The organism is Chitinophaga sp. RAB17, from assembly GCF_052114225.1.
In the GTDB taxonomy this organism is placed as follows: domain Bacteria; phylum Bacteroidota; class Bacteroidia; order Chitinophagales; family Chitinophagaceae; genus Chitinophaga.
The window spans coordinates 67317-92387 of record NZ_JBFREI010000004.1; the positions used below are offsets into that span (position 1 = coordinate 67317).

Genomic DNA, 25071 nt, shown 5'->3' on the forward strand with positions numbered 1-25071 from the left:
TATAGGCAATGCACGCAAACAAAATAATGGCCGGCAATAAGCCTGTTTTTTTGTGAGATGATTAATTCCAGCCATTCCGGATATCTTTAGCAACATTAGGATTGTAATTTTTTTCTACGTCAGGAATAGGAAACAACCTGTGTTTGTCCTGGAAGGGTTGTGTACCCGTTCCTGGTTCTGCCGCCTTTTCTGCGTTGATGGTTTGTTTGATAATGCCCCAGCGCAGCAAATCAAAATACCGGGATTGCTCACCACATAATTCCAGCTGTCGTTCGCGCATCAGTATTTTCATCGCGTTTTCTTTATCGCCCAATGTGGTATATAAAAATGCATGTGAGCGGGAACGGATGCTATCGATCAATGCGAGTGGCGCGGTACCCATATTTCCTTGCTGGATCTGTGCTTCGGCCAGCATCAGCATCACATCTGCGAGGCGGATCACCTGACCGTTAATAGGGCTTTTAGGGTCACCATATTTTTCCATGAGATGATAATACTCATACTTCTTCCAGCGATAATCGCCTTGCGGATCGGTGGCATCAAAAGGATAGGTCTTTGCTCCGGCAGCGCATTGCTGGCAGTAAACGGTTTCTCCACCAGAAGCAGTGGTGCCGTAGAAGGTAGATTTGGCGCGTGGATCCGTATACAGCTGCCCATTGGCAGGGTTAGTGTAAGTGAATGCTTTTACGGCAGCGTTGCTGATGTATACATTCTTCCAATCGTTCCAGCCATACTCCATAGCACGACCGGTATGCGTTTGTTTGCCTACCTGTTCCGCACCGTTTCCAAACATATAGTATGGTGAACCGATGCCCCAGTCAGTCCATTGCTGGTCCATGATCTGGAAGATGTTTTCCGGCGTGTTCTGGTTGGTGATACTGAAAACATTATCAAAGTCAGCATCAAGTTTGTAGGCATACGGCGCCCCCATCAGTTTTTCGAACGTTGTTTGTGCAGGAGCCCATTTTTTCTGGTATAAATAGACTTTGCCGAGTAAGGCTATCACAGCACCTTTGGTGGCACGTCCCAGTTCTGCAGCAGGATATACGGCAGGTAATTCGGTCGTAGCTTCCGCTTCTGTCAGGTCTTTTTCTATTTGCTTCCATACATCCGCTGCCGGACTGCGGGACAAATAGTTATTGTTAAGCGTGGTTTGGTAGTCAACATACAGTGGTACATCTCCCCATAATGTTACTAAATGAAAATACGCATATGCGCGGAGGAACTTTACTTCGGCGAGGTATTGATTCAGTTTGGCGCGATCCGCAGTAGCCGTAGGATTCCAGGCGGCGGCCCGGTCGATCACCAGGTTGGTTCTGAATATCATCCGGTACAGAGAACTCCACAATGAGCTAAGGTCGGCATTGTTGCTGCCAAAACTGTAGTCACCTAATTCCTGTTCTGCGCCTTGTAAGAAGCTTGCGCGTTTGGCTTCATGGCCTAGCAGGTCGAAAATATAATAATATTCCCTGGCCCATAATCCCGGATGTACCAACGTAGCGTAGCTGGCGATGGTAGCCTGGTTCAGGGCGCCAATGTTTGTAAAATAAGTATTGTACGCGTAGGCACTCTGATCTACCAGGTCCAGGCGTGATTTCCTGCATCCCGATACGATGGTCATCAGCCCGGCTATCAGCAGTAATGGATATATATACTTCTTCATAAAATCACTTTTAAAAATTAAAACCCTAATTGAATACCTGCCAGGAAAGTTCTTGGTTGCGGCACCTGTCCCTGATCAATACCGCGTGCAAACAGATAGTCGCCGGCCACTTCCGGATCGTAACCGGTGTAATTGGTGATGGTGATTAAATTCTGTGCTGCTACATAAATGCGAAGTGATTTAATGGCGCCTTTGGTCACACTGCTTAACATCGGCAGGGGGGCATTGTAGCCAATGGTAATGTTTCTTAAACGGAGGTAGCTGCCATCCTCCAGCCACCAGTCTGATGGACGGAGATTGCCGTTACCGGTAGCATTCTGACCTAATCTTGGTAAAGCCGCCACATCACCGGATTTGCGCCATCTGTCCAGTATGTCGGTAGAGGAGTTATGACCGGTGGCCATAATGCTGGTGTTTAATTTTAAACCATTCAGGAGTTTTAGTCCGCTGATACCGGATAGTACCAGGTTGAGATCAAAGTTTTTATAGGTTATGCCGGCATTGATACCATAAATGTATTTTGGAATAGCATTGCCTAATATTTCCTGGTCTTTCGCGGTGACTACGCCATCGCCATCAATATCTTTATAAATAAAATCTCCGGGTAACAATCCATCCTGGTATTTAGCGTTGGGCTGGCCGGTTTTTTTGGCCGCTGCCAGATCCAGCGCGGTCACTTCTGCCGCATCTTTAGCCACATGATCTAAACGGTAGCCATAAAAGGAACCGATGGCATAGCCGGCTGCAGTATAGGTGGTAGCTGGTACCGGTGAAAAGCCGCCTGCCTGTATAGGTGCAGAAAACTGGTTGCCTAAAGACAATACCTTGTTGCTATTGACCGATCCGTTAATACTTAGGTTGAAGCTGAAATCGTTACTGATTTTATCCTTATAACCGATGGTGAGCTCAAAGCCTTTATTCTCTGCATCTGCTGCATTCACGGTTTTCTTTGGCTGGTTGCCGGTGGGACTTACACCAATACTGGCGGGCAGTAAGGTGGTCACCAGCAGGCCGGTACTTTTCCGGTCGTACCAATCCGCTTCGATGGTCAGGCGATTATTTAAGAATGCGAGATCGATCCCGATATCTGTCTGATTGGTTTGTTCCCATTTTAAATCCGGATTGCTTAACGTAGTGAGCGTAGTGCCGGAAATAAATGTTTCTGTACTGCCAAGAGAATATACCAGTGCACCTCCTGGAGTACCCTGGTAGGTTTTGGCCGTATTCAGGAAGTTGGGAATATTGTTGTTGCCCGTTTGTCCCCAGCTGGCGCTCAGCTTACCATCCGATAGTACCGGGAATTTTTTCTTCATAAATCCTTCCTCTGAAAAGCGCCATGACAGGCCTACTGCGGAGAAATTGCCATAGCGGTTGTTAGGGCCAAAGTTGGAGGCACCATCTCTGCGATAGCTGGTAGTCAATATATATTTATCATCAAAAGTATAGTTAAGCCGGCCATAGTAGGAGATCACGGAAGGACGGGCATAATTGGAATAGGAGCCGGTAACGGATTGGGAAGAAGCCACCACTACCCCCGTAATATTATCATTCGGCTGACCGGTACCTCTGATGGTGGAGGAGTTGGTGACGCCGGGATCAATATAGCTTTGCCCGGCTATTAAAAACAGCTGATGCTTACCATGTACTTTGTCGTACGACAGGTAGTTTTCCAGCATGTAATAGGAGTTCTCCGTAAATCCCAGCGTAGACTGGCGGGCCTGGTTCAAAAAATTGGAGGACTGGTATTGTTGCTGGTAGCTGTTGTTCCGGCTGGAGTTTACTTCTGCTGCAAACTGTGAACGGAATTTCAGCCCATCGATGATACGTACTTCTCCTGACAGCTGCGGAAAAAAAGCCAGCGATTTACTCGTTTGACTCTTCATGGCGATATCCTGCAGGGGATTGCTGGCGTTGCTGTAGTCGTCGATGTTGGAGAGGATAGAATAACCACCTTGTATAGATGGATCCATGATAGGTTTGTAGGGCGCGTACTGAATGGCATTGATGATACTGGCATAGTTCCCGTTACCTGTGTATTGTCTGAATATAAGGTTTTGCGTAAACTTAAAACGTCCCAGTATTTCTTCCAGGCCCACGCGTGCCTGAAATCTTTTGTTGGTAGCATTGGTTAAGATCGCCTGCTGATTGATGTAGGTGGCAGATACAGCGTAGTTTACTTTTTCACCGCCGCCGCTGATGTTCAGGTCGTTTTCAGATACCAGGGCATTTTGAAAAATAGCGTCCTGCCAGTCGGTACTGTCCTGCAATACCGCCGGGGTATTGAATTTCGCCGGCAATACAGCGTTCTTCGCAGCAGCGAGGTCTTTCAACGCATCTACATATTGTGCCGCATTGAGCAGGTGTAATTGTTTCCATGCTTTGGCGATGCCCCATTGCGTGGAAAGGCTGATGCGGGGAGGGCCGGTTTTACCTTTTCTGGTGGTGATGATCACCACCCCGTTAGCGGCCGCAGAGCCATAGATGGCAGTAGAAGAGGCATCTTTCAGAATGGTGATGTTTTCTATATCCTGGGGATTGAGCGTATTAAAAAGGTTCTTGGTGCCCTGTATACCATCGATTACATACAAGGGGTTGATGTCGGTAAAACTACCGGTACCGCGGATAATGATCTGTGCATCTGCACCGGCGCTTCCGCTGCTTTGCAGTACCTGTACGCCGGCTGCTTTACCGATGAGTAACTGCGAGGGATTGGTAGCATTTACGGCGCCGGCTTCTTTTACGGATACTACATTAAAGGCGCCTACCACATCTTTTTTTCTGGCGCTGCCATAGCCGATAACAACGATATCATTCAATGCCGCCACGGTTTTCACGAGACGCACAGAAAAGGTGAGTGTGGCGCCCGATTTAATCGTGATGTGATTGATCTGTTGTGTTTCAAAACCCATGTAAGAAATGCTGAGTAGATATTTGCCCTCCGGTGGTAATCCGGAGAAGCGGAATATGCCATTGCTGTCGGTGACTACGCCGGCGGAATATTTTGTTTTTTCATTCAACGCCACTACGGAGGCATTGGAAAGGAGTTCGCCCTGATCAGTGCGCACGGTGCCGGTTACCTGCAGGCGACCCTGCGCCTGTGTGTACATAGAAACGCCTGATATCAGCATGCATAACAGCAGGAGCAGACGCCATTTTGGTCGATAGAACATCTTCATAACTGGAACGTGTTTTTTAAATCCGGGACATAGCAAGCCCCGGGCGCCTTTGCGCCTTTTGTGGAATAGAACTATAGTTGTTGAATTATTTCTTCTTAATAATAAATCCGCTATCGTTTCGGATAAGCTTCAGATTATTGGGAAGCGTTAAGTCGGTTAGTATCTTCACCAGCGAGTCTGTCTTTTCAAATTTACCATCGAAATAAATCTCCGTCACGTCTGATGGATAATAATAGATGGCTATTCCGTAATAGTTACTCAGCTGGTCGAGGACCTGTGCCATTGGTTGATTATTAAATTTATACCAGTCTGGTTTTGCATTACTGGTACCATTGTTTCCTGCTTTTACCAGTATATCCGTGCCCGTAGTATTGAAATCTGCTACGATGGCTTTCCCGGTCTTGCGGTAGTACCGGAGTTCTTTGCCCGGTGTAAGTACCACATCGCTGATCACTTTCTTTTTGTTGGAGGCTCCCTGTACCAGCACTTTGCCGGTGTTGAGCCGCACCGTAATGATGTCCTCTCCGGGTATGGCTTTTACATGAAAATAGGTGCCTAGGGCGGTGGTGTATAATTCGCTGCTATATACAACGAAGGGATGTAATTTATCGGCTACTACGGTGAAATCAGCTTCTCCGCTCAGGTATATGTTCCTGTTTTCTCTGAACTGTTTATTATAAATGATGTCTGCGGTTGGCAAAAGCTGTACTACAGATCCATCCGGTAATACGATGGCCATTGTTTTGCCACTGTTATTCCTGGTGTGTTGCTGTTGTTCCGCCGGAATAGCAGCAACCGTGGTAGCAGTGATGCCTGTTTCTTTCTGATGCCTGCGATTTGTCAGTAACATCGTCGCTCCAATCAGCACGCCTGCTGTTACTGCAGCGATAGCCAATCGTTTAGCCCATACCGTGCGGCTATTGGTATATACCGTTTGACGGTGAATATTTTTCAGCCACTGTTGTGAAACAGTTTCCGGGAAATTGCCATCTTCCTGTAATTGCAAAAACTCCTCCTCCGACAAATATTTCTCCAGTATATCGGGATGTGCCTGCAGATAGATAGCTACCTCACGGGCTTCTGCCGGAGTGCATTGATTGCTAAAGAACCGCGCCAGTAATTCGTCATTTATCATGTTATGTACGGCTGATAGATAAGTAATACGTTTGTGAAAGGCAGACTACTTAGTCGAAACGAAAAAATATTTTTAAAACGGGAAAAGCCAGGCTACAAGAGGGAGGAGTATACCGAGATAATGTTTTATTTGCTTGATGGCCTGGAAAATATGTGATTCCACCGTTCTGGAAGACAAGGAAAGTTCATGTGCTATCTGTTGGTAGCTCATACCTTTGAAGCGGCTCATTTCAAATACTTTGCGGCGCATAGGCGGCATTTCTTCCAATGCATGCGCCAGTTTATGCTGTAGTTCTTTTTCGGCCAGTTTGCCCCAGAGGTCATCCGCCGGCAGGGTGTAGCGCTCTATGACGTGGATCACCTTTTCTTTGTACACGGTTTCTTTGCGTAGAAAATCGATCAGCGTGGTGCGGGCAATCCGGAACAGTTGTACCTGTATATCGAGATCGTCTGCCAGACTTTCCCGGTAGTTCCAGCATTTAATGAAAGTAAGTTGTGCCACCTCCTCTGCAATGAAAGAAGACTTTGTTTTCTGAAGAATAAAATAGTAGATCCTTTTGTGGCACGAATAGTATACTTCATTAAATACCAAAAGGTTACCTTGTTTCAAAGCAGCTATAGTATTCACAACGTGGCGTTTTACTACAGCAATTTAAATAAATAAATGCGGGAATTCCTATGCCGTTTTGATAACAGTCTGTTTATTAAGGAGCTGAGCAGGGCAATTCCGCAGGGCCGGCACGGTACCGGCTATATGAAAAAAAAGAAGCGTCAGCGCAACCTATAGCGTTCTAAACAGCTTTGGCAGAAAGAAGAAGGGATAGCACAGCAGAAATAAATTGGGCAGCCACCAGGTAAGATCAACATCTCCTGACAGCGCCCAATAAGAAATCGCCTGCAGTCCTGAAACGCTTGTCAATATTAGAGAAACAAGTGCCCATTTTTTCCAGTCCCTGTTATTTTTCTGATGCAGGGCTATACTCAAAAGTCCACTGCCGGAAATGAGCATATCCAGTGGAAAAAATGACCAGTTCCAGCTAACCATTACAGGCGACTGGTAATTGTTGTATAAATATTCGGCAGGAAGGAGATGCAAAATCGTAATCAACCAATAGGCAATAAAGCCCAGGTCTGTGATCAGGAAGAAATACCGGAGCTGTTTCATTGCGCCCTTGTCCAGGTTTGTGTTTGGTGAAAAAGGCCCCAGTATCCACGAACCATCAGGGTGTTGTCATCTTCGAGCCACATGATGCATTTATACAGCTTTCCTTTTTCCGGATCGTAGATGCTGCCATCTTTCCATATATGATCTTTATAGCGGAAGTCTTTCAGTATAACCAGGTTTATCAGTGGCTGTAGTCTTTTACTTTTGTCAGGATTTTCTGAATCTGTATAGGGGCGGCCATTCGCATCATTGGGAAGCTGCAGCCATACCAGTTTCCCCAGATATTTTCCACGCTCCATATATATTTCTGTAATGCCGGCCTTATCTTCTGAGCGCCATTTGCCCAGGATCTTTTGTTGTGCCTGGACATAAATACTCAACTGAAGCAGGAGGAAGGTCAGTTGCCATTTCTTTTGCATCGTCATTATTTTCGACACAAAACTAGGGACTGCGCAGCAGATAGAAATTTGATAAAAGTCAAAAAAGAAAAGCCACTACAGGTGCTTGCGGATACGGCTTAATGTTTCCTGTGACATACCAAGATAAGAGGCAACTTGTCCGAGGGCTACTTTTTGTAGTATATAGGGTTGTTCATCCAGCAATTTCAAATATCTCTCCCGGGCAGAATGGTACTGCAACGACAGTGTACGTGTTTCCAGTTCGATATAATATTTTTCGGAAAGCAGTCTTCCTACTATGTTAAATTCCGGGAAACGCTGATATAGCAGCTGCAGGTGATCGTAGCTGATACCTTTTACGCTGGCATCTTCCAGTACTTCTATGTTTTCAATAGCAGGTTGCCCCGTTAGAAATGCCGACATCGAAGTAACCATATCCTGTTCACGTGCAAACCAGGTGGTGATATCTTTTGAGCCATGCTGATAGAAGCCCCTCAGTAATCCTTTTTCAATGAAGTAGATATAGCGACAAGGTTTCCCTTGTTCAGCAAGCAGGGTACCTTTTGGGTGGTTGGCTGAAAAAACAATTTCCGGCAGAGAGGCAATCAGTGATGGCGGCAGAGGAGTGAGCGCTTCCAACGTGGCGATTAAACGTTGCATGTTGTTTTTTATGAGTTGACAAGATACTGATTCCGGTTTTTTAAATCATAAAAAAGGGCTGACCGGATTTATGTTTTGGGGTCAGCCCGTTCTTTTACCTGGTGGCGCAATCATGCAGGACGAACTCTCTGAGTGCTATACCAATTTCTGCGGGGGAGTCTTCCTGTATGTAGTGAATGCCTTTCACCGTTACTTCCCGCTGGTTATGCCAGGTACGGCAAAAATCCAATGCCCTGCCAACCAGCAGTGCTCCAGGCTCTGCGGAGATTAATAATTTCGGTAGTTGATTTTCTGCCATCCATTTTCCATATTGCTCCACGATCAGGGCGATGTCTGCAGGCGACCCATCGATAGGGAGTGAACGAGGGAAGATCAGTGTGGGCAGTCTGTCTTCCTCCATCCGGAAAGGCGCCCGGTATGCCTCCATTTCAACTTCATCCAGCTTTCGAATGATGCTTTTGGGCAGTACCGTTTCGATGAAAAAGTTATCTTTCATAATCATCTCTTCTCCTTTATCGGATAACAATGCACGGAAAATAGCATCCCTGCCGGTAGGGAAGTCTTCCCAGCGTCTGGGTTGTACAATGGCTTCCATATAGGCAATGCCTTTGATTTGTTCAGGATAGCGAAAGGCCCGGTGGAAGCCTAACGCAGAGCCCCAGTCATGTAATACCAGTATTATGTTTTGTTTTAATCCTACCGCTTCAAACCATGCATCAAGGTAGGCGGCATGGTCTGTAAACTGGTAGCGTTGCTTCGGCGATTTGCCTGATTTTCCCATGCCTGCCAGGTCAGGAGCCAGGCAACGACGGTACTTACTCAGCCAGGGAATAATATTGCGCCACAAATAGGACGAGGTGGGGTTGCCGTGCAGAAACACGACAGGTTCGCCCTCACCTGCGTCAATGTAGCTAATTTCAGTATCCAGTGCCATCACAGTTTTACGGGGCAGATGATCAGTGTTGCTGATAGTAGTTTCAGTCATTTCAGGAGTAGTTGTTTTCATCGGTTTTTATTTATGAAACAAAACTACTTTCCTCAGCGATAACTGATTAAGACCATTTTCACCATTTGACTAAGACCACCTGTAATTTATTGTGTAGCACGCTGCAGGCAGGTGGCCAGTTTTTCAATACCTGTTTTAAGCTTGTATCCGGAATAAGCTGTGAAGCCTAACAAAATGGCTGGTGGCAAATGATGGGTAATGGTGAAATTTTCTACAAAGGAAGCACTCAATGCCTGTGATTTGATTTCCTGTTTTAGTTTCGTGACATCGATACCTTCTTTTAACCAACAAAGGAGATGCATGCCGGAAGGAGTATTGTGCACCTCCAGGTAATCATCCAGTTTTGCATGAATGAGTTGAATGAGCAGTTGCTGGCGTTCCGCATAGAGCAACCGCATTTTACGGATATGGCGCAGGAAATGACCTCCCTCCATGAAATGGTATAGCAGATACTGTTCCATGGCGGGGGATTGGCGATCGGTGTTTTCCTTGATTTTTTTGAATTTGCTGATCAGTTCCGAAGAAGGGAGTACTAGGTAAGCCAGTCTCAACCCCGGGAACAATACCTTGCTAAAGGTACCGGCATAGATTACTCTGCCGGCATGATCGGCTCCCTGCAAACAAGGGAGGGGCGTGCCTTCGTAACGGTATTCGCTGTCGTAATCATCTTCCAGTATCCAGCTGTTATTGGTTGCGGCCCATTGCAGCAACAGTTTTTTCTTTTCCGGTGAGAGGGTATACCCGGTTGGGAATTGATGTGAGGGCGTTACATAGGCTAGCTTAGCATCCGGGTAATGTTTCATGGCATAACTGATATCCAGACCATCTTCCTGCACCGGAACCGGGCAGGCGGTGATATGGGCATGTTTAAACGCAAGGCGGGCGCCATGATAACCGGGATCTTCCATCCAGGCTTTATCGCCGGGCCGAAGTAGTGCCTGCACTACCAGGTTGAGTCCTTGTTGGGAACCCGTCACCACCATTACCTGTGCGGCTTCACAGGTAACGCCACGGGCCAGTCTCAGGTACACGGCAATCTCTTTACGGAGTTCCCATAATCCCAGGGTGTCTTCATATCCCAGATGATATTTTTTCAGATCCCTTAATACATGGTTACCGATCTTCTGCCAGATATGATACGGGAAACGGTCCAGGGAGGGCATGCCTATCTGGAAAGGCTGGGCTGTAATGCGGCTACCTGATTTTTTTTCGGCTGGTGCTGGTGTTGTTTTTAAGGCAGGTGGATTGTTTGCGGATGACCTGTTGACCTGTAATAGCTGCTCTGGTTGTACCTGAGCCACAAAGGTGCCGGAGCCGGTTTTACCTTCAAGATATCCTTCCATAATAAGATATTCAAAACACTGACTCACGATGACGCGTGATACGTTAAGTTCCGAAGCGAGGACTCTGCTGGAAGGAATGCGGTTGCCTGGTCGTAGTTGTTTGGACGCAATCAGTTCCTTGATCTGCTGGTATAGTTGCATGTACAAAGGGACCGCGGATTCCCTGGAAATTTGTATGCCTGCCGGCATGATAACGGAAGATGCTTTGGTCATATTTTCTGCTGTGATGAGGTGAATATACAGGAAGAAAATAAAAGCCTTCAAATCGTTAGACTTGAAGGCTCATTATATGAACATTAATTCAGTAATTGTTAAAACTTAATCAACAGTTTTTCAGAGATCAGCTTACCATCTTTATAGTATTCAAAATGCCATTCTCCGCCTTTCTTCAGCACTATTCCATGAGATGTTGCGTTGTCGGCAATAAAATAATCGGGAGCTGAAGTTTTCAGTAAGGTTAAAACTATTTTTGGTGCGGTATCAATTAACTGATATCCATTGGCTGTTGCCTGGGCGTATAATGTACCGGCAGCTTCCTTTACCTCTGCTACCACCGGTGTGGCGACAGGAGAAGGTGCGGGAACAACGGTACCGGTAGCAATGACAACACCAGTAGTAGCGGCAGCAGGTGTCACTTGTTGTGGCTTTTCATTGATGGTGCCATTATAAGCATACGGTACATCATTCAGTGACGTAAAGGCATCTCTCAAAGCAAGATTATAGGAAGTTGCAAATTCCTTCTCCCTGCTTTTACCTTCTTTACTTTTAAAAATGATATTACCCTGGCAGTCCTTGAGTATAACGGTCAGATTAGTTACAAACAGTCCTTTTTTCTGCACTACCTCAGTATTCAGCGCGTTACATCTGTTGCCGGCCAGTTCTTTTGGTACTTCCGAATTGTCAAAATAAACGGTAAATCCTTTTTCTTCCAGCAGTGATTTGGCCAGGGTATTTAACCCATACTGGTTTTCTTCTCTGGAGAAATTGAATTTTTCCGGTACCAGCACGTACTTGTAGTTATTGATCGTGTTCTGGGCAAATCCGGAAAATGAAGCAAGTAAAAGCAGTAATAAAGCGTATCCTTTCATATAGTATTTTGTCTTCTGATTAAGACGAATATATACAAAATAATTGTCAAAATCAGCACAAACGTTTGTCTGCCAACTCCTATGAAAAAGCGGATGATGTAAAACGGGCTTGCACATTAGATTTTTGTAGGCGCAGCCCCATATTGCTTTTTGAAAGCAAATGAAAAATGGGAGAGGTCCTCAAAACCCAGGTCCAGGTAAATATCGGAGGGGGTTTTGCCTTGTTCCTTAATAAGATAATAGGCTTCCTGTAACCTACGTTGCTGCAGCCAGCGGCTGGGAGTGGAGTGGAACAGTTTTTCGAAATCCCGCTTGAAGGTGCCCAGACTCCTGCCGGTCAGGTAAGCAAACCGGTTAAGGTCTACATTAAAGTGGAAATTCCTGTTCATAAAAGCCTCCAGGTCTATTTTCCCGGGCTCGCTGAAATTGAACAGGATATCTTTCATTTCGGGGTTTACTTTTAGCAGCAGCAGGATGGCTTCTTTCAGTTTCACGGTAATCAAGGGTGCATCGGCTTCGCCATTCAGCGGCATATACGACAACAGCGAATCAAAATAGTTTTTATACAAAGGATCCTGTTTCAGGCATATAACAGCGTTGCCGGGGACATGCTTTTCAGCGGTATACCCGGTTTCCATGCTGAAGTTCCGTAAAAAGGGTTGGTCGAAGTGAACGGATATCGATCGGAATTCCCCTCCATCCGGCGGCAGTTTATTGAATTTCATCAGCTGGTTCCGCCTGCCGAGTCTAAAGTCGCCGGGCCTAAAAATATACTCCTGGCTGCCATCATTCATGATCATCGTGCCTGATGCCTGGTAGCTGAATGCAAACTCAGGTATAAATTGTTCTCCCGCCCTGCTGCTGGCAGTGTAGCAGGAATAAGCAATGGGCGATGGTTTTTTATTGAGTAGTGGCATCCTTACATTTATTATTGCGTTGCGCAGGAAAACGTTTATCCGTTTCCGTTTGCATAAAATCTATGGCGTGGCGGCATCGGTGGAAATGCTTACCGGCAGCCATTTTTCCATTTCTTCGTTTGTAGCAGTACTGGTTTGTTTTATCCTGCCGATGGCGTCACTCCCCAGTAGCAGGTGTACCGGCGGTTCCGGATGATCCACCAGGGCGATCATTACCTTTGCGGCTTTGTCGGGGTCACCTGCCAGGATAAAGTTACTGCTTTTAAACTGCTCTATCCGTATGCCAACAGTGCTTTCATAGCCCTCTATGGTGGGAGCGCAGCTCATGGAACTAAATACTTCGGTACGGAAACCGCCCGGCTCAATACTGGTTACCAGTATGCCCAGAGGCTTCACTTCTTTCGCCAGCGCCTCGCTGAAGCCACTCAAACCGAATTTTGCTGCCTGGTAGATGGTAAGGGCAGGACTACCTACCCGGCCACCTATGGAACTGATTTGTAAGATCCTGCCGGAACGTTGCCGGCGCATATAAGGTAATATGGCACGGGTGATGGCGATGGGTGCATACAAATTTGTTTCCAGCTGGCTGCGCACCTGTTCCCCGCTGTAAGCCTCCGCAGCGCCCAGGATGCCAAAGCCGGCATTATTCACCAGTACGTCTATCCGGCCAAATTTCTCCATCGTATTTTCAACTGCCGCAATGATTGCTGTGGGGTTGGTGACATCTAACGTTAACGGATAGATGTGATCGGGATACTTTTCAGCCAGATCGGTTAATTGTTCCGGATGCCTGGCGGTGGCAGCTACGAGGTCGCCGTTGGCTAACACTGCTGTAGTCAGACTCCTTCCCAGTCCGCGGGAACTGCCGGTAATAAACCAAACTTTTGCCATTCATTTATAAGTTAGTGTTTATCAAAGGTCGGCTCAATTTGGTACGGCCATTTTGTTAAAACGTTCAAATTACTTTGTTGAAACGTACATGTTTTGAATGAGGTCCGCAACACAGAGGGAAGATCCCACTGCGGGTAATCAGCAGGGAGATATAAAATTTATGCAAACGATTGCATTTTCAAATAAAATACTTATTTTAGAGAAAGGTCAGGCGTAAATGCCATGAGTAAGACCTGTTGATGATGTATGTATTGCGCAATAGAAGGATCCTGTGTTACCTGCTATATTCCCCGTTGATGTTACGAATTCCATATGAAAAAAGTGTATGTCAATTTCAATCAAAATCACCTTCTAAATCGATCAAAATGAGTCGGAAAAACTACTCCCTGTTATGCGGGCTGCAGATGCGCCGCATGATGAAACGCACTATTTTTTGTTTGTTATGCCTGACGGCGGCAATAAGACTTTCAGCTGCTACTATTAATGTATCTTCTTTATCAGCTCTGCAAACAGCGATCAACAACGCGGTGGCAGGTGATATCATCATTCTTGCCAATGGTGTATATACCGCATCCGCAGATATTACGATCAGCAAACAGGGGACTGCAGCACAGCCTATTACCATTGCTGCACAAACCATAGGCGGAGCGGAAATAAACGGTACTGCCGGTTTTAGTATTCTCAGCCCCGCAAAATATATTATCATCCGGGGATTCAAATTTACACACAATGCCTCCCAGGCTACCATGGCCACCGGTACCAGTTTTTGCCGGTGGACCTGCAATGTTTTCCAGAATCCCGGCGCGGGAGAAAACCTGTTGATATACGGAAATGATCAGGAGATAGATCATAATACCTTTCAGCATAAAAATGCCATGGGACGATTTATTGCTGTACGTGGCAGCGGCAGCCAGATTTCACAGCGCCTGCATATCCATCATAACTACTTCCTGGATCAACAGCCGCAGACAGGAAATGGTGCGGAAACGTTCCAGTTCGGGCTGAGCGGTTTTAGTCTCTCTTCTTCCAACAGTATTGTTGAGTATAATCTGTTTGAAGATTGTGCAGGCGAAAATGAGTTGCTGTCCGTGAAATCATCGGCGGTTACGGTGCGTTACAACACCATCCGGAATTGCCCTGCCCAGTTTACTTTGCGGCATGGTAATCACTGCGACGTGTATGGCAACTATTTTATTAACACACCAGGCATCCGCATTTTCGGAGATGATCACAACATTTTCAGCAACCATTTTGAAAATTGTAATCCTGCTATCAACATCGGGAATGGTGATGGAGAGGTGGCAAACGGCGATGCGCTGACGGTACATGATCGTCCTGATCGTACGCTGATAGCCTATAATACCCTGGTGAATAACACCGGGAATATAGTACAGAATGGTCGCACAAATGGACTGGGTGCTACTACGCAAACTGTTGTCAATAATGTGATCCAGGGTGGAGGCCCGGCAGCTTCCATTGCAGGTCCTTATACAGGAGGCGTATGGTCTGGTAATTTGCTTTATAATACCAATGGCGCCGGTAGTATGCCCAGCAGCGGATATACTACGGCTAATCCATTGCTGGCAAGAGATAGCACCGGCACTTTCCACCTGCAGGCAGGAAGCCCTGCAATCAATGCAGGTACGGGGTCTTACACCGCTGTTATCACCGACATGGATGGACAGCCACGCAATTCACCGCTGGATAAAGGAGCCGATGAAGTTTCCACTGCTCCTGTTATTGCCCGTATACTCACACCTGCCATGGTGGGCCCTTTTGCCAGTGACCTCACACCGGCCTGTCAGCCTGTTATTGCAAGCAGCGATGATGGCAATGTACCGGCGAATGTATTGGATGGAGACCTGAATACCCGTTGGTCTGCCAACGGCAACGGACAATGGATACAATTTTGCCTGGATGATACCATGGTGGTATCAGGTGTGCAAATCGCATTCTTAAGCGGTAATGTACGGACCTCTACATTTGATGTACTGGTAGGTAATGATACAGTGAATTGGACAACCGCAGCAGCCGGGCTGGTGAGCGGCGGCACATCACTTAATCTGCAAACGTTTTCATTCACACCTAAAAACGGGAGATACGTACGCATAGTGGGTCATGGTAACAGTGTAAATGCATGGAACAGCTATACGGAAGTAAGGATACAAACAGGTGGCAGCGCGCTGGCAACAGCGAAGATGAGTGTTACACCCGTGGCAGAAGATCCCTTCGCATTAAACAGTTACCCCAATCCGTTTAATGACCACGCCAGCATCAGCTTCAAACTGAAAAAAGCAGGTATGGTGAGTCTGGACGTATATGACATCAATGGTAAAAGGGTAAAAGCATTGATCACTTCACAACGTTTAGAGGCAGGCGTTTATAATTACCCGTTTGATGCAGGCAATAAACCAACAGGCACCTATATACTGTCTCTGACTTATAACGGAAAAATGAGTGTAAGGAAAATACAGAAATTGTAATCCATCCACATCATAAAAAAAAATAAAGGCGCGATTAATCGCGCCTTTGTTTTGCTTATCCGTAGCTTACTGTGAGGGAAGAGATGACCATCGTAGTACCGCCACCGGCAACCGGTAACTGCACCGTTTCGCCGTTGAAGGCGACAATACTCTGGCCTGAAGGAGCCGTGAAATTAAAAGCAATAGAAGATGAAACATTATTCATAGTGCCGAAAGGGCCGTGTACATTTCCTGAACTGGTTTTAAAGGATAGCTGTGCAATGATCTCCCAACCAAACCAAATACCACTGTAGCCATACACTTCGGTGATCAGTTCACCGGGAGCCAGGTTGATCGTCTGGTTGTGTCCACCGTTCCCACCATGCTGTAACAGGCCCAATACATTTTGTGTACCACTGGTGGTCCAGGTATTGGTGGCCTGCAATGCATCCAGCACTTCACCACTGTTGATACTAAGACTCGTAATAGGCGGGTTACCAGCTTTACTCACAATCGTACCATCGTTAAAGGAAACACCGGAAATACCGTAAGCCAGCTCGTACAGCAATATTTGTTGTCCCTGCTCAAACTCATAGTTGTTTGAATTCAACCGCCACTGGGTGATATTATGATAGATGTATTGCTGGTTTTTGTATTTAAATCCTTTGCAGGCCTGATCGTATGCGTTGCTGGCATTCTGGTAATTGGATTCGAACTTAGCGCCGTAGGCCATCAGCAAGGGATTGATGCCTATGTCAACAAATGAACCAACAGACGTGAACCCGGAATACAGCTGCAGGTTCACGATATCAAAGCAGCTGTTCATGGTTGCCACGTCCAGGTTGCCTACTGATGCGGGTGAAAGGCTCAGGTACAGATAGGAGCCACTGTTGGCATTGAAAGCCTGCCGGATCGCATTGAAAAGAATGCTGAATTGCCGGGCGGTAATGGCGACAGAGAAACTTCCTTCCCAGTCGATATCGATACCATTCATCTGGTTGGTGACCAGGAAGTTAGTGGCATTGGTCGCAAAGTTCGCGGCTTCTGTCTGCCACTGACTGGAGTCGGATGAAAAAATCTGGGAAAGGGTATTGGTGTTGTAGTTGATGGTGGCCAATAGCTTCACATCCGGATTTTGTGCACGGGCATCCTGTATGGTATATTGCAGGTATTGGGCGGTGGTAGAACCGTCCGGGTGAACAGTACCCGCATTGCCGATGTCGATCGTGTAATAGCCTTGTTCGTTTAGTAATACGGCGAAGAAACAGATCATCACCATATCTGTATTTTTATAAACGTTGTTGTTGACCAGCGACTGGTAGCTGCTGTTTAAGGAGGTGTAGCCTGTGCCCTTGGGTTCATCTTCATTTAGGTAAATCCAGGCATTTACACTTTTTGAGGGAATGTTGGGAGTTGTCATAAAATAGGGCTTTGCAGTGATAGTTGCAACAAATATAACGAGTACCGCCATGGCATATACCCGTGAAAATCCCCGTATACCCCTGATAGTTGATATGGGAACCTGATAAAGTTAAAATGAACGCATATTTTGTTAATTACTGCAAACAGATATCTGCCAAAGAAAGGCATATTTGATATAGTGCCCTGACTTAACCTGGTACTAAAAAAACATTCCTATGCCTGATGCTTCCCGGCCGTTATCTCATCCCAAAGGTCTTTATATATTGTTTGTCACCGAAATGTGGGAACGGTTCAACTATTATGGAATGCGTGCTGTACTGATCCTGTTTATGACCAAAGCGTTGTTATTCAGTAAGGTGTTTGCCGCCAACCTGTATGGGAGCTATACGGGACTTATTTATCTTACACCGCTACTGGGTGGCTATATCGCCGACCGTTACTGGGGCAACCGGCGTTCCATCATTACTGGTGGTATTGTGATGGCCATAGGAGAGTTGATCCTCTTCGTCAGTGCCTCCTTATTTCATAGCTATGCCCCGGTTTCGCTGCTACTGTTCTTTTGCGGTCTTGGCTTTATGATTTCCGGCAACGGTTTCTTTAAACCCAACATATCTTCCCTGGTAGGGCAGTTATATGTAGATGGAGATAAAAGGAAAGACACTGCCTATACAATTTTTTACATGGGCATTAATACCGGCGGGGCGCTGGGGCCTATCATCTGTGGCCTTACCGGTGATACCGGCAACCCGGCAGATTTCAAATGGGCTTTCCTGGCAGGTGGCATCAGCATGGTCATCAGCGTGTTGGTACAGGTAGCATTTCATCACCGGTATGTGAAAGACCCCAACGGAAATGTGCTGGGCCTGATCCCGGAAGGTGCACCGGTTAAGCTATTACAGCCGCTTATTGTTATTATCGGGTTGTTGCTGACTACCTTTCTGATGATAGGGTTACTCTACCTGGATGCAGAAGTAGTCAATTACCTGTCTTATTTGTTGCTGGCAGCAGTATTGCTGATTGCAGTAATTATTTTTAGGGATAAATCGCTCACGCTGGCAGAAAAGCAGCGGATCAAATTAATTTTTATCATTTCCTTTTTTGTGATATTCTTCTGGGCTGCTTTTGAACAGGCGGGTGCTTCTCTGACATTTTTTGCGGACGAACAAACCAACCGGCAACTGGGCTGGCAAATACCCGTATGGAGCATTCAGCTGGTATCTGTTTTTTTACTGTACGGGTTATACCGATTGTTCCGCAAGGCCGGAAGACAGCTGGCATCCGCTGCGGATCATTTATTGCGTAATACGGTATACGGACTATTATTTCTCTTCCTGGCGGGCATTGTTGGGGTGAATGCGTATTTTCTCCTGCAACATGAAAATGTGTTGTCGCTGCATGAAATACCACCCAGCCTGTTTCTTTCCCTGGGCTCCATCTATATCGTATTGTTTGCACCTTTCTTTGCCTGGCTGTGGCCCCGGCTGGGAAAATATGAACCTTCCGCCCCGGTGAAGATGGCTATAGGTTTGTTATTGCTATCGTTGGGATATTTATGGATTGCATTTGGGGTGAATGCCGTAGCACCCGGTACCAAAGTAAGCATTATCTGGATTACCGGAATGTATGCGTTGCATTCCTTCGGAGAGCTTTGTTTGTCGCCAATAGGGCTTTCACTTGTCAATAAATTATCACCGCTGAAATTCTCTTCCTTACTGATGGCGGTATGGTTCCTGGCTACTGCGGCGGCTAACAAGATTGCGGGCGTATTAAGTACCCTGTATCCTGAACGCGGGAGGACGATTAGTTTCGGGGGGTATATCATCCGCGATGCGTACGACTTCTTCCTGCTTTTTGTAATTATGGTGGGGGCGGCAGGTGTATTGCTGTTGCTGATTTCAAAACGGCTGTCTGCCATGGCGGTTGCCCGTAAGTAAGCAGACAGCGTTTTGACGCATAATTATGGCTGATTCCCTTTCAGGTCGGTCGGTGTAATTTCGTTGCTGAGCAGGTGGCCAAAGCTTTCCCATCTCTTTTGCTGATCACCATTGGCGCTGGCGGAGATATAGTTTTTGATCAGGTCCTGTCCATAATTGTAGTTGATGACATAGCTACGGTTTTTCTTAATAAACAGTAACCCTTTCGCTGCGGCTTCCTGGTTCAGTAATGTATAGTCCAGCAGCCAGTGTACAGCAGTAGCGTCGGACATGCTACCATTCAGCAAGCCTCTGCCTACTTCATTGCGGGCATAGTTGAGCGCTCCTTTTATAGCCAGCGCATTGAAATAGGTGTCTAAGCCGGTAGTGTCCAATCCTGCGAGTGGCAGTAAGATGTTTTTGGTAAACGTATTTTTCTCGTCTCCGGGGAAAGCGATTTCTATCCCGTAGTTAGCGCTGCCTTCCGCGATAAGCGACTGAGGGCTGAATAAAGGATAGAGTGAAATTTCCACCCAGCCTTTATCATGGTAAAGATTTTTTTCCAGCATCATATTGTACACATGATGCCCGGGGTATCCTTCATGACAGGCCAGGTCTATTGCTTTTTCGATGAAGATATTCAGGTCCGCGCTGATTTGAATCAGGCTCACATAATTTCCCTTGTACCAGTTGTAGCCCATCCAGGGTTTACCGGCAACATATTCCAGGGTAAAGTTTTCCGTTGATGGTAATGCATAGTGTTGTAAGGTGCGTTTGCGGGCTTCTGCAATAGCAGCTTTAAAAACGGTATCCAGTTTATCCTTCGGAATGATGAAGCGATTGGCCAGTTGCTGGAAACGGTCCTGCACGGGACCTTTACCAGGCAGCAGGCTATCCAGCTTCGCTACCAGCGACTGATAATATTTCTCCGGGTAGCTGGGTGCGGTGGCATCAAACAATTCCTTTGATTCCATATCGAAAGAACCGTATTCGCCGGAAAATATTTTTATGCGCCTGCTGAAGGCCGTGAGTTGTTTTGTGATCCAGTTAGCCCTGATGCGGACAGTGTCATCTTTGGTTTCACCAGAGAGCTGTTGCAGTGATGCCTTTAATGCATCCACTGCGACTAGGAAGCTATCTTTGGGGAAGCTGGCCTGCTTTGTAGCAGGCTTTAAGGAATCCGGGCCGTAATAAGCATCTACAAAGTCGGGATCATATTGACCAATACTCAATCCGAGCCGCACATATTTTTCTGCCAGGAGATTTAATTTGTTATTTCCGGTATCCTCATTTTTGCTGGCATTACAGGCGAGCACAAATAAAACGGATACCAGTAGTAGTTTGTTTCTCATGTATAACAGGATATTTATAAAGCGATCAGGTTTTCAATTTCAGTGGCGGTTCTGGCAAAGGGTCGACCCAGGAGGCGGCTGCCATCGGCCGTTATCAGGAAATTATCTTCCAGTCGTACGCCCCCGAAAGTAGCGTAAGGCGCTAATTTCTCATAGTTGATAAAAGAAGCACATTTACCTACTGCCTGCCAGGACTCCGTGAGCAAAGGATTAAAATAAATACCAGGTTCGATGGTCAATACAAACCCTTCTTCCAGCTCACGTCCAAGGCGCAGCGATTTTAATCCGAACGCCGTACTTTTCTGTAATGTATTTGTGTAACCTACATATTCCTCTCCCAGGTTTTCCATGTCATGAATATCCAGTCCCAGCATATGTCCCAAGCCGCAGGGGAAGAACAGCGTATGTGCGCCGGCAGCTACTGCTTCTTTCGCATTGCCCTTCATCAGCCCCAGTGCAATCAGTCCTTCCGCCAGCTGTTCGCAGGCCAGCAGGTGCACGTCTTTATAACGTATACCTGGTTTCACGGCATCTGCGGCGGCTTTGTATGCATGATACACAATGTCATAAATTTCTCTTTGGGCCGTTGTGAATTTTTTATTGACAGGATGGGTGCGGGTAAGATCTCCGGCATAGCGCATTTCATTTTCCGCACCGCAGTCACATAATACCAACTGTCCGTTTTGAAGGAGCGTCCGGTGTGGATGATTATGCAGAAACTGTCCGTTGGCAGTAAGAATAACAGGGAAGGAGATATTGCCTCCGGCTGCAATTGCCACGGCCTGTAAGCGACCAGCGATCTCTGTTTCGGTAACACCTTCAGCTGCCAGTTCCATGGCTTTTAGTTGCATGTCGATGGTGGTGTTCACAGCGATCTCTATTTGTTCTACCTCTTCTGCGGTTTTAATAGCCCGCTGACGAATGATGGCATGAATCAGCTTTTGGGATACGCGCTGTGGTATCATGCTGGCGGGTATGCCCAGCCAGGCACTCAGTTTTATAGTGTTGTCGGCTCTGTAAGGTAAAAGAAAATGAACTGTTTGTTTGCTACTGATACAGCCGGTCAGGAAGTCCGAAAGCCGGGACAAAGGCTGTATCTCCGTGATGCCCGCCCTGGCTGCCTGTGCTGCCAGCGAATCTACGGGGCCTGTCCACATGATTTCCTCTATCGTGAGTTCATCTCCAAATAAAATCTCCCTGTTATTATCTACATCAATAACAAATGTAAGCCCTTGCCTGTCGATGCCCGCAAAGTATAAAAAGCTGCTGTCTTGCCGGAATGGATAGACGTTGTCCTGGTAGTTCATACCGCTGTCATCATTGCCGGGTAGTAAAATAATTCCGCTGCCTATATCTGATTGCAGCTTGTTTCTTCTTTTGGCGTATGTTTCGGGTGAAAACATCTGAGTGTTTTTTTAATGAATGTCCAATAATATTAGGTTAAAAGTAACTAACAAACGCTGATAATCAGTCACCGGGTTAAAAAGAGCAGACAGATGGTTAATTATTGCAAAGAAACAGGTGGTTGGCTATATTGTGTTACGCACTGACGATAACGGTTACACGTAGTTGCCAGTAATAAAGACCTGTGACGGACCTGCTTTGCTGCAATAATGAATGATCATCAGGCATTGATGCCAAAGGATGGTTTGTGCTGGCTCATTGCCTTTCCTGTTACGCAGATGTTTACTTTTCTGACGCTACCGGCATATAAGTTTGGAAAATACCAAAAAAAATGGTTTAAAATCCTCCCGGGACAAAAGGAATGGGCTTCCATTGTAGTGGCTAAGGGAGATAGATTGTTTAAGGCAGGAGCGTAGAGACTACCGGATGCTAAGCAGCGTCAGGAAAAATTCTTGATTTTTGTCAAGCAGACTATCCCGATCAAATGCAATATTTGTGGAGAAGAAAATTCATACGCATCATCGTTGATGAGTACTAAATAAACACTTGTCAGCGTTTTACGTAACGTTATAATTTAAAACAAATCTTATGTTTATCGGACATTTCGGACTAGGGATGGTTACCAAAAAAATAGCCCCACAACTCTCGCTGGGAACACTTTTTATGGCAGTACAGTTTTCTGACCTCATCTGGCCCACCTTATTGCTGCTGGGTGTAGAAAAAGTAGCGCTGCATCCAGAACTTGAAGGACAAAGAGCCATTGAGTTTACAAGCTATCCATTTACACATAGCCTGGTGGGTGCTTTCATATTGGCGGTCTTATTTGGTGCCGTATATTATGGGATCAAGAAAAATGCAAGGAATGCCCTGATATTAGGAGCTGCGGTGCTCAGTCACTGGTTGCTGGACCTTATTGTACACTTTCATGATTTGCCGTTATCTCCCGGCTCACCGGTGAAAGTTGGATTTTCGCTCTGGTCTTCCGTAGGAGGCACATTGTTGGTAGAATTGATATTGTTTATATCCGGCATTGTTTTTTACCTGCGCTCAACAACTCCTTTAAATGCAAAAGCAAGGATTATTTTCTGGGTGAATATCCTTTTACTCCTCGCAGTACAGCTTTCCAACTTTTGGGGACCTGTTCCTGAAAATGTTACAGCACTCGCCTGGGCTGCCCAGTTTCAGTGGCTATTTGTGATCCTGGGCTATTGGGCAGATAACAATACGGCATCAGTCCCACAGGAAAGTAAATATCAACAGCTGAGTAGTATTTAATTGTAACCAGGCACCTGATATGAGTTTCAGGTGCCTGGTTCATCAATGATGTGGAAACCCGTTAGGCGATGATCGCGGCGCTCTTTAAGGAGTTGACAAATGTTTCGCAACGCTGTTTAGTGTCGCCATAAACATGCACATAGCAGGCAGCACGATCGTACCAGGTTCCTTTATGAATAACAATGTCGCCGGATGATAACCATTTATGGTAGTCATCACTTGCCGTCAAATGCAGGAAGTAGTCCTTTGTGAGCCGGTCAAATTCTTTTGGGTTAATTAAGTCGTAGAATGAAGGATGTTCATATTTGTTTTCCTTGCTTAGGAGATCTTCCAAAGCGTAGGTTTCAATAAATTTATCGAAAGAAGAAAAAATGGTATTGACGGAGCCATTGTTGCTGTTGTAGGTACATAGTTGTCCTTGCTCACTTAACACAAACCAGATTTGCGCAGTTTCATGGTCGCCACAAAAGAAATAAGACTGCCCGTTTACCTTTACCAGCTCAATTTTAGTGTTTTTTGCAACGTTGCTCCTGGAGAAAAGCCTTGCGTTAAATGTTGACCCCGGATTTTTTGAAATCGTCAGCTCCAATCCTGAAAACTTCATCTGAAAATCAATGACGGAGTGGAAGGCTGTAATATTTTGTTTAGCCAGATAATTCACGACCTCATTGCTGTCTGCAATAACGAATTCCTTATCAYGGTTTAATTTATCAAGATATTTATAAGCCTTATTTGAAAACCTCATGGTGTAATAATTAATTCCGAATTTCCTTATCCCGCTATACAAAAATAGTCTGTCCCTCGCGGAGCAGTGCGCAGGCCGTTTCAAACCTGAAACTGTATTCTTTTAAATCTGTATCGAAAGGTATCACCGCCGGAGCTAATGGATATCCATCAGGCACCTGTTCGCTGGTGAAACTACTTTTTATTTCCTGTGGTTCCAATCCTTCGGTGTCGTATTTGTCAAAGCTGTAACATGTGCCCTGGGAGTTACCTTCTACGTTGATCTGGTACATAAAACCATTCAGGAGATGTGTGGTGGTCAGGTTCCCTTTTATCAGCAGTCTGCCGCCTGGTTCTCCGTAGTAGCCCAGCACCGTTCCGGCAATGGTGGCATTTCCTCCTATGATGATGTCCAGCCATCCGGATAACAGGAGGTTGTTGGCCCGGAGATCACCGGTAACGTAAATGAATTGAGGTAATGTTTCTATATTCCGACCGGCATCGAGGTTGCCGTTGATCGTGAGATGGCCATTCACGATGATATTCCTGCTGGCGGTTTGGGCAGTTGCTGCCAGTTCGGAATAGTCAATCACCAGGTCTCCTTCAATAACAGTATCGCCGGGATACAGGCAGAAATTGCGGAGTGCGGGGGCTGGTAAATATTCATTGACATCGTTCAGAAACGGTGGTTCAAATTGTGTTTCAATTGTTTCCCAGGGAACAATATGATAGTCTTTCCCCGATGGTTCCTGTGTTAATGCCAACAACGCAGCAGCGGCTGTTTTAAGGTGCTCCTCGTACTGTGTTTCTGTGATGGTTTCGTATCCGTGCTTCAGCAATTTCTCCGGGAAGTTGGCGGGCATTTTCTCCTCTTTCTCCCAGGTTTCCACTGTCCCGGTTTGTATCCGGAAGCCCTTCATTTGCGTGCTTATCTTTTCTGCTGTTATATCCGAAACGGTGACTAATCGTATTTCTTTGGGTGTCTGATGAATGAAATATTGCATCTCTTTTTTCAATAAATGTAAAATATTTTTCGGTAAGGGATGGAAGAGGAGATGCAGGAATGGTGAAATTAAAAT

At 46.1% G+C, this 25071-nt stretch carries 20 protein-coding genes; 3 read left to right on the top strand and 17 right to left on the bottom strand.

Annotated features, from left to right (window positions below):
* Nucleotides 1–61: 61 nt before the first annotated feature.
* The 12 genes from AB4Z08_RS15650 to AB4Z08_RS15705 form a co-directional block, all read right to left on the bottom strand.
* On the bottom strand, nt 62–1663 hold the full coding sequence (locus AB4Z08_RS15650; RefSeq protein WP_441574693.1) for a RagB/SusD family nutrient uptake outer membrane protein: 1602 nt from the start codon (nt 1661–1663) through the stop codon (nt 62–64).
* A 17-nt stretch (nt 1664–1680) separates the two neighbouring features.
* Nucleotides 1681–4839: a SusC/RagA family TonB-linked outer membrane protein gene (locus AB4Z08_RS15655; protein ID WP_441574694.1), complete on the bottom strand. Its 3159-nt coding sequence runs from the start codon at nt 4837–4839 to the stop codon at nt 1681–1683.
* An 85-nt stretch (nt 4840–4924) separates the two neighbouring features.
* A complete protein-coding gene (locus tag AB4Z08_RS15660) occupies nt 4925–5974 on the bottom strand; it encodes a FecR family protein (protein WP_441574695.1) in 1050 nt (349 codons plus the stop codon).
* A 72-nt stretch (nt 5975–6046) separates the two neighbouring features.
* Entirely contained in the window at nt 6047–6601 is a 555-nt protein-coding gene (locus AB4Z08_RS15665; RefSeq protein ID WP_441574696.1) for a sigma-70 family RNA polymerase sigma factor, read from the bottom strand.
* Between the two features lie 153 nt (nt 6602–6754).
* Entirely contained in the window at nt 6755–7138 is a 384-nt protein-coding gene (locus AB4Z08_RS15670; RefSeq protein ID WP_441574697.1) for a DUF5360 family protein, read from the bottom strand.
* Nucleotides 7135–7557 carry a DUF2147 domain-containing protein gene (locus AB4Z08_RS15675; RefSeq protein ID WP_441574698.1) on the bottom strand — a complete coding sequence of 141 codons (423 nt, stop codon included), beginning with the start codon at nt 7555–7557 and terminating at the stop codon, nt 7135–7137. The genes AB4Z08_RS15670 and AB4Z08_RS15675 overlap by 4 nt, the downstream gene beginning before the upstream one ends.
* A 75-nt stretch (nt 7558–7632) precedes the next feature.
* Nucleotides 7633–8196: a Crp/Fnr family transcriptional regulator gene (locus tag AB4Z08_RS15680; RefSeq protein ID WP_441574699.1), complete on the bottom strand. Its 564-nt coding sequence runs from the start codon at nt 8194–8196 to the stop codon at nt 7633–7635.
* A gap of 94 nt (nt 8197–8290) precedes the next feature.
* Nucleotides 8291–9202: a haloalkane dehalogenase gene (locus tag AB4Z08_RS15685; RefSeq protein WP_441574700.1), complete on the bottom strand. Its 912-nt coding sequence runs from the start codon at nt 9200–9202 to the stop codon at nt 8291–8293.
* A gap of 86 nt (nt 9203–9288) precedes the next feature.
* Nucleotides 9289–10809 (bottom strand): MocR-like pyridoxine biosynthesis transcription factor PdxR, encoded by a 1521-nt coding sequence (pdxR, locus tag AB4Z08_RS15690; RefSeq protein ID WP_441574701.1) that lies wholly within the window; start codon nt 10807–10809, stop codon nt 9289–9291.
* 47 nt (nt 10810–10856) lie between these two features.
* Nucleotides 10857–11633: a hypothetical protein gene (locus AB4Z08_RS15695; RefSeq protein ID WP_441574702.1), complete on the bottom strand. Its 777-nt coding sequence runs from the start codon at nt 11631–11633 to the stop codon at nt 10857–10859.
* A 116-nt stretch (nt 11634–11749) separates the two neighbouring features.
* Nucleotides 11750–12550, bottom strand: a complete 801-nt coding sequence (locus tag AB4Z08_RS15700; RefSeq protein WP_441574703.1) for a helix-turn-helix domain-containing protein — start codon at nt 12548–12550, stop codon at nt 11750–11752.
* 60 nt (nt 12551–12610) lie between these two features.
* Nucleotides 12611–13441 (bottom strand): SDR family NAD(P)-dependent oxidoreductase, encoded by an 831-nt coding sequence (locus AB4Z08_RS15705; RefSeq protein ID WP_441574704.1) that lies wholly within the window; start codon nt 13439–13441, stop codon nt 12611–12613.
* A gap of 365 nt (nt 13442–13806) precedes the next feature.
* On the opposite strand from AB4Z08_RS15705, the gene AB4Z08_RS15710 reads away from it, so the two are divergent.
* On the top strand, nt 13807–15924 hold the full coding sequence (locus tag AB4Z08_RS15710; RefSeq protein WP_441574705.1) for a chondroitinase-B domain-containing protein: 2118 nt from the start codon (nt 13807–13809) through the stop codon (nt 15922–15924).
* Nucleotides 15925–15979: 55 nt separating this feature from the next.
* Here the strand turns inward: AB4Z08_RS15710 and AB4Z08_RS15715 are convergent, their stop codons facing one another.
* The gene (locus AB4Z08_RS15715; RefSeq protein WP_441574706.1) at nt 15980–17323 is read right to left on the bottom strand and encodes a jacalin-like lectin; all 1344 of its coding nucleotides are present in this window, start codon (nt 17321–17323) and stop codon (nt 15980–15982) included.
* 217 nt (nt 17324–17540) lie between these two features.
* Here AB4Z08_RS15715 and AB4Z08_RS15720 point away from each other — a divergent pair, with 217 nt between their 5' ends.
* Nucleotides 17541–19259: a peptide MFS transporter gene (locus AB4Z08_RS15720; RefSeq protein ID WP_441574707.1), complete on the top strand. Its 1719-nt coding sequence runs from the start codon at nt 17541–17543 to the stop codon at nt 19257–19259.
* 23 nt (nt 19260–19282) lie between these two features.
* Here AB4Z08_RS15720 and AB4Z08_RS15725 read toward each other — a convergent pair whose 3' ends face one another.
* Together AB4Z08_RS15725 and AB4Z08_RS15730 are read right to left on the bottom strand one after the other, a co-directional pair.
* Nucleotides 19283–20590, bottom strand: coding sequence for a hypothetical protein (locus tag AB4Z08_RS15725; protein ID WP_441574708.1), 1308 nt, complete (start codon nt 20588–20590; stop codon nt 19283–19285).
* 14 nt (nt 20591–20604) lie between these two features.
* The gene (locus AB4Z08_RS15730; protein WP_441574709.1) at nt 20605–21993 is read right to left on the bottom strand and encodes an aminopeptidase P family protein; all 1389 of its coding nucleotides are present in this window, start codon (nt 21991–21993) and stop codon (nt 20605–20607) included.
* A 589-nt stretch (nt 21994–22582) separates the two neighbouring features.
* Between AB4Z08_RS15730 and AB4Z08_RS15735 the strand changes: the two genes are divergently transcribed.
* Nucleotides 22583–23269: a hypothetical protein gene (locus AB4Z08_RS15735; RefSeq protein WP_441574710.1), complete on the top strand. Its 687-nt coding sequence runs from the start codon at nt 22583–22585 to the stop codon at nt 23267–23269.
* Nucleotides 23270–23330: 61 nt separating this feature from the next.
* Here the strand turns inward: AB4Z08_RS15735 and AB4Z08_RS15740 are convergent, their stop codons facing one another.
* The gene (locus AB4Z08_RS15740; RefSeq protein ID WP_441574711.1) at nt 23331–24014 is read right to left on the bottom strand and encodes a hypothetical protein; all 684 of its coding nucleotides are present in this window, start codon (nt 24012–24014) and stop codon (nt 23331–23333) included.
* 34 nt (nt 24015–24048) lie between these two features.
* Nucleotides 24049–25008, bottom strand: a complete 960-nt coding sequence (locus AB4Z08_RS15745; protein ID WP_441574712.1) for a hypothetical protein — start codon at nt 25006–25008, stop codon at nt 24049–24051.
* Nucleotides 25009–25071 lie beyond the last annotated feature (63 nt).

Bases quoted from the DNA above. Each gene is read 5' to 3' on its own strand.
- AB4Z08_RS15735 (WP_441574710.1), top strand. From the start codon at position 22,583: ATGTTTATCGGACATTTCGGACTAGGGATGGTTACCAAAAAAATAGCC.
- AB4Z08_RS15685 (WP_441574700.1), bottom strand. From the start codon at position 9,202: ATGAAAACAACTACTCCTGAAATGACTGAAACTACTATCAGCAACACT.
- AB4Z08_RS15650 (WP_441574693.1), bottom strand. From the start codon at position 1,663: ATGAAGAAGTATATATATCCATTACTGCTGATAGCCGGGCTGATGACC.
- AB4Z08_RS15710 (WP_441574705.1), top strand. From the start codon at position 13,807: ATGAGTCGGAAAAACTACTCCCTGTTATGCGGGCTGCAGATGCGCCGC.
- AB4Z08_RS15700 (WP_441574703.1), bottom strand. From the start codon at position 12,550: ATGCCACTACTCAATAAAAAACCATCGCCCATTGCTTATTCCTGCTAC.
- AB4Z08_RS15675 (WP_441574698.1), bottom strand. From the start codon at position 7,557: ATGCAAAAGAAATGGCAACTGACCTTCCTCCTGCTTCAGTTGAGTATT.
- AB4Z08_RS15720 (WP_441574707.1), top strand. From the start codon at position 17,541: ATGCCTGATGCTTCCCGGCCGTTATCTCATCCCAAAGGTCTTTATATA.
- AB4Z08_RS15705 (WP_441574704.1), bottom strand. From the start codon at position 13,441: ATGGCAAAAGTTTGGTTTATTACCGGCAGTTCCCGCGGACTGGGAAGG.
- AB4Z08_RS15655 (WP_441574694.1), bottom strand. From the start codon at position 4,839: ATGAAGATGTTCTATCGACCAAAATGGCGTCTGCTCCTGCTGTTATGC.
- AB4Z08_RS15670 (WP_441574697.1), bottom strand. From the start codon at position 7,138: ATGAAACAGCTCCGGTATTTCTTCCTGATCACAGACCTGGGCTTTATT.
- AB4Z08_RS15730 (WP_441574709.1), bottom strand. From the start codon at position 21,993: ATGTTTTCACCCGAAACATACGCCAAAAGAAGAAACAAGCTGCAATCA.
- AB4Z08_RS15695 (WP_441574702.1), bottom strand. From the start codon at position 11,633: ATGAAAGGATACGCTTTATTACTGCTTTTACTTGCTTCATTTTCCGGA.
- AB4Z08_RS15715 (WP_441574706.1), bottom strand. From the start codon at position 17,323: ATGACAACTCCCAACATTCCCTCAAAAAGTGTAAATGCCTGGATTTAC.
- AB4Z08_RS15725 (WP_441574708.1), bottom strand. From the start codon at position 20,590: ATGAGAAACAAACTACTACTGGTATCCGTTTTATTTGTGCTCGCCTGT.
- AB4Z08_RS15660 (WP_441574695.1), bottom strand. From the start codon at position 5,974: ATGATAAATGACGAATTACTGGCGCGGTTCTTTAGCAATCAATGCACT.
- AB4Z08_RS15680 (WP_441574699.1), bottom strand. From the start codon at position 8,196: ATGCAACGTTTAATCGCCACGTTGGAAGCGCTCACTCCTCTGCCGCCA.